The sequence below is a fragment of the Gemmatimonas sp. genome (assembly GCF_021298855.1).
GTDB lineage: Bacteria > Gemmatimonadota > Gemmatimonadetes > Gemmatimonadales > Gemmatimonadaceae > Gemmatimonas.
In genome coordinates, this window is record NZ_JAJTHI010000063.1 from 1 (window position 1) to 4,804 (window position 4,804).

Genomic DNA, 4,804 nt, shown 5'->3' on the forward strand with positions numbered 1-4,804 from the left:
GTTGCCGGCGGCGGGGTCGGGGGCGTGGGTAGGGGCGGGGTCGGGGGCGGGGGCGGGGGCGGGGGCGGGGGTAACGTTGGTGCACCGCGTTGGTGTCCGGCGTTGGCACCCGCGCCCCTCCGCGTTGTTGCCACCGCGTTCGTGCCAACACGTGGGTGCCAACGCGTTGGTGCCAGCGCGTCGTCGATCGCGCGGGGTCCACCGCGTTGTTCGACCCCGACCCCCACCCCGACCCCGACCCCGGACCCGCCTACCGCACCGTAAGCTGCTTGATCATGCCGTGCGCCAGGTGCGGCCTGCCATCCTTCACATCCGGATCGAAGCAGATGAGACCGTACTCGCCGGCAGGCAAATCCACGGTGAGATACACCGTTTGCCCCGGCAGAATATCGGTGATGCCGCCAAACGGGATGCCAGGCGGCGCGCCGGAAGGCTTCTCGGCGAATCTCGCCATGTCCATGGGCGTCTTGCCGGGCATGAGCTTGGCCAGGAAGAACTCGTGCGGCTGCGGCCCGCTGTTCTTCACCGCGATCACGTGCTTCCCGGCCGTGAGCGGCTTGTCGAAGGTGAAGTCGTAGTCCTTGAGCGTGAGCGTGAGGGTGGGTGTAGGCGGCGCACTGCGGTTGGCCGATGGCGTAACCTTGAGGTCCTTGATCATCCCCTTCATCACGTGCGGTGCGCCATCGGGGCTCGGAATCACGCAGAACACCACGTAGTCCCCGGCCTCGAGCGTGCTGGTGAACTCGGTGATCCCCGCTGACGCATTGGGGCCTCCCACCGGCTTCATCCACGCCGGCGGCGGCCCACCCGCCTTGAACCAGGCGAGAATGTCCTTCGACGACTTCCCCGCCGGCACCTTCACCAGATACACGTGGTGCAGCTCCTTGCCCTTGTTGGCGAGGCGCATGGTGGTGAGCCCCGCCGGCAGCGTGGCTGGCATGTCGAAGGCGTAGTCGGTGGTCGTGATGTTCACGATGTTGGCCGCCGCTGCCAGCACGCGCGGCCCCACGGTGCCCACGGCCATCGCGCGCGACGCCAGCGACGTCGCGGGGGCGTGCGTCACGTCGGCGCGCGTCGATTGCGCCGCCAGGGGGGTGGCAAACGGCGCCGCCTGCAACAGTGCGGTGCCCAGCAGCACGACCGCAACGCGCAGCGGCCGTTCGTGATGCCAATGCAGACGAGGCATGAGAGACTCACGGGAAGGAGATGAATAACGTGTGGCCCCGATACGCCCCGCGCGCAAGCGCAGGTGTTGCCGAGCCCTACCGTAGCGCGTTCCGCCGCTGTGCAATCCCAAGGCGTGAAATGCCCTTCACCCCACCGCGTTGTTGCCCGCGTAGTTGCCCGCGTAGTTGCCCGCCAGGTTGCCCGCGTGGTTGCCCGCGTGGTTGCCCGCGTGGTTGCCCGCGCCCCCATGCGTCAGTGCCAACGCGTCCCCGCCAACGCGTCCCTGCCAACGCGTCCCTGCCAACGCGTATTCGATAGCGCGTAGTCCCCCCGCGTAGTCCCCCCGCGCAGTCCCCCCGCGCACTGCCCTCGCCCCCGCGTCGCCCCCTACCCCTTCCGCTTCGGCGACAGCACGCGCACCTCCACCCGGTGCACCAGCACCTCCGGCGGCGTGTCCACCACACTCATCACCGCCGCCGCCACATCGTCGGGACGCAACTGCGCGCTCGCCCTGGGGCCACCGTGTCCGGAGAATCCCGTGGCCACCGACCCCGGACTCACCACGCTCACCTTCACCCCGGCGTCACGCACTTCCAGCATGAGATTCTCGGCGAACCCCATCACCGCGTGCTTGGTGGTGGCGTAGCCCGCCCCGCCCACGAAGGCACTGCGCCCCGCAATCGAGCCGATGATCACCACGTGCCCGCGTCCGCGCTCCACCATACCCGGCAGCAGCGCGCGCGTCACGTGATACAGGGCGTTCACATTCACGTCCATCATGCGCTGCCACTCGGCGGGGGTGAGCTCGAGCAGCGGCTTCATGACCCCCACGCCGGCATTGTGCACCAGCACGTCCACCGCGCGACCGGACAGCCCGCGCGCCACGGCGTCCGCATCGGTCACATCCAGCGGCAAGGCTTCCGCCTCGCCCCCGGACCCGGCGATGTCGTCGACGACCTGCGCAAGCGCGGCACGATCCCGTCCCACGCCCACGACGCGGTGCGTCCTGGCCAGCCGCATGGCAATGGCGCGCCCGATCCCGCGCGAGGCGCCGGTCACGACCGAAACGGGGTGGCTGGGCATCGGCCCACGCTACGTCACGCGCGCCACCGCGGCAAGCCGTGGCGTCGAGCACACGGGCCGGCTCACGCGCGCATCCTACTCCGCCGGCGTCCCCACCAACGCCACCGCCGTGAGCAGCCCGGGCCACGCCGACTGCGGCGACGCCTTGGTCGCGCGTGACACCACCGGCGCCTCGTCGAGGTCTACCTCGAAGGTGCTGCCGGCTCCCGACAGGAAGCGCACGCCCACCTCGGCGCCGGTGGTCACCACCCCCACCACGGCGCCCACCCGCTCGGCGGCCGTGAGCAGCTGCACCCCCTGCCCACCGCGCCCCTGCAGCGGAATGCTCTCCACCGCCACCTGCTTCACATGCCCCAGCGTGGTGCCGGCGCACACCGACTGGCCCCCGTGCACCACCGCCAGCGACACCACGGCATCGTCGTCCTTGAGCGCGATGCCACGCACACCGCCGGCGTCGCGCCCCATGTCGCGCACCTCCGACTCGTGGAAGCGAATGACCTGCCCGTGGCGCGTGGCCAGCAGCAGCTCATCCTGCCCCGTGGTGAACGCCGCACCCACCAGCTTGTCCCCCGCGTCGAGGCGAATGGCCTTGATCCCCGCCAGCCGCGCGTTGCGGAACTCCCTGATACCCGTGCGCTTCACCTGCCCCGTGGCGGTCACCATGGTCACGAACAGCGGGTGATTGAAGTCGCGCACGATGGCACCCAGCACCGGTGCGCCCCCCTTCGGCCATTCGATGACATCCTTGAGCGGCGTGCCGCGCCCGCTGCGTGCCGCCGTGGGCAGCTCGCTGCCGAAGAGCGTGAACGCCTGCCCGTCGTGGGAGAGCACGAACACGCTCTCCGTTTGCCGCAGCCGCCCCTTCACCATGGGCAGTTCGTCGGTGGGCACCTCGCGCTCCCCCTCGGCACTCTCCTTGCGCGCCCGCCCGCTGGGGAGCGGCTGCTGCAGCACCCGCCCGCCATAAGTCACCACCCCCACCACTTCGGCATCGGCCACCGTTTCCGCCACCTCGTCGGCGGTTTCCAGCGACACGATTTCGGTACGCCGCGCATCGCCGAAGCGGTCCACGGTCTCCTGCACCTCCACCGCGAGCGCCGCCATGCGCTTGTCGGGAGAGGCCAGCAGCGCCGCCAGTTCCTTGATGCGCGCCTTGAGCTCGCGGGCTTCGTTCTTGAGCGCCGTGACCTCGAGTCCCGTCAGCTTGGCCAGTCGCAGCGCCAGAATGGCGTCGGCCTGGATTTCGCTGAGCGTGTACTCCTTGCGCAGCCGCGCGTGCGCCTGCTCGGTGTCCCTGGCGGTCTTGATGAGCTGCACCACGCGGTCGATGTCGTTCACCGCAATGAGCAGCCCCTCCACGATGTGCAGTCGCGCTTCCGCCTTGGCCTTCTGGAACTCGGTGCGCTTGACCAGCACCTCGTGCCGGTGCGCAACGTAGTGATCGATGAGCGCGCGCAGCCCCAGCTCGCGCGGCACCAGGCGCCCATGCTCGGGCACCAGGCACAGATTGATCACGCCAAAGGTGACCTCGAGCCCCGTGAGCTTGTACAGCCGCGCCAGCAGCTTCTTGGGCTCGGCGTCGCGCTTGAGCTCGATGACCACGCGCAACCCCTCGCGGTCGGACTCGTCGCGCAGCGCACTGATGCCCACGAGCTTCTCGTCCTTCACCAGGTCGGCGATCTGCTCGATGATGCGCGCCTTGTTGGCCTGGTAGGGCAGCTCGGTCACCACCAGCTGCGCGCGCGTGCTGCCCGGCCGCGCCTCCAGCACCACGCGGGCGCGGTTGATGAGGCGGCCGCGCCCCGTCTCCATGTAGTGCCTGATCCCCTCCTTGCCCACGATGAGCCCGGCAGTGGGGAAGTCGGGGCCCTTCACGATCTTGCGCAGCTCATCGAGGGCCACGGTGGGCTCCTCGATGACGCGAATGATGGCCTTGCCGATCTCGCGCAGGTTGTGCGGCGGCATGTTGGTGGCCATGCCCACGGCAATGCCGCTCACCCCGTTGGCGAGCAGGTTGGGAATGGCCGCCGGCAGCACGGCCGGTTCCTTGAGGCGATCGTCGAAGTTGGGCACGAAGCCCACCGTGTCCTGATCGATCCCCTCCAGCAGTGCCACCCCCGGGGCCGCCATGCGCGCCTCGGTGTAGCGGTACGCGGCGGCCGGGTCGCCGTCGATGGAGCCGAAATTTCCCTGCCCCTCGATGAGCGGATAGCGCAGCGAGAAGTCCTGCACCATGCGCACGAGCGCGTCGTACACGCTGCTGTCGCCGTGCGGGTGATACTTGCCCAGCACATCGCCCACCACCGTGGCCGCCTTCTTGAACGGGCGCCCCGGCGAGAGCCCCAGTTCATTCATGGCGTACAGGATGCGGCGGTTCACCGGCTTGAGACCGTCGCGCACATCAGGGAGTGCACGCGACGTGATCACGCTCATCGAGTAGTTGATGAACGAGGCCTTCATTTCGTCGGTGACTTCCCGCGGCATGACGCGCTCGCGGCGCGGCGTGGGAGCAGGAGCGGACTTGGTGCGGGGGGGCATCGGCAACGGCAAACGA

The 4,804-nt window shown here is 69.5% G+C and carries 4 protein-coding genes; all 4 read right to left on the reverse strand.

Annotation, left to right across the window (positions count from 1 at the left end; translation table 11 throughout):
- Window positions 1-250: 250 nt before the first annotated feature.
- On the reverse strand, window positions 251-1,186 hold the full coding sequence (locus tag LW840_RS15630; RefSeq protein ID WP_291277324.1) for a hypothetical protein: 936 nt from the start codon (window positions 1,184-1,186) through the stop codon (window positions 251-253).
- 126 nt (window positions 1,187-1,312) lie between these two features.
- Complete coding sequence (locus tag LW840_RS15635; protein WP_291277325.1) at window positions 1,313-1,471, reverse strand: hypothetical protein; 159 nt, start codon at window positions 1,469-1,471, stop codon at window positions 1,313-1,315.
- An 83-nt stretch (window positions 1,472-1,554) separates the two neighbouring features.
- Complete coding sequence (locus tag LW840_RS15640) at window positions 1,555-2,250, reverse strand: SDR family NAD(P)-dependent oxidoreductase (protein ID WP_291269567.1); 696 nt, start codon at window positions 2,248-2,250, stop codon at window positions 1,555-1,557.
- Between the two features lie 75 nt (window positions 2,251-2,325).
- Window positions 2,326-4,804: DNA topoisomerase (ATP-hydrolyzing) (locus LW840_RS15645; RefSeq protein ID WP_291277326.1), on the reverse strand; the 2,479-nt coding region annotated here is incomplete at its 5' end.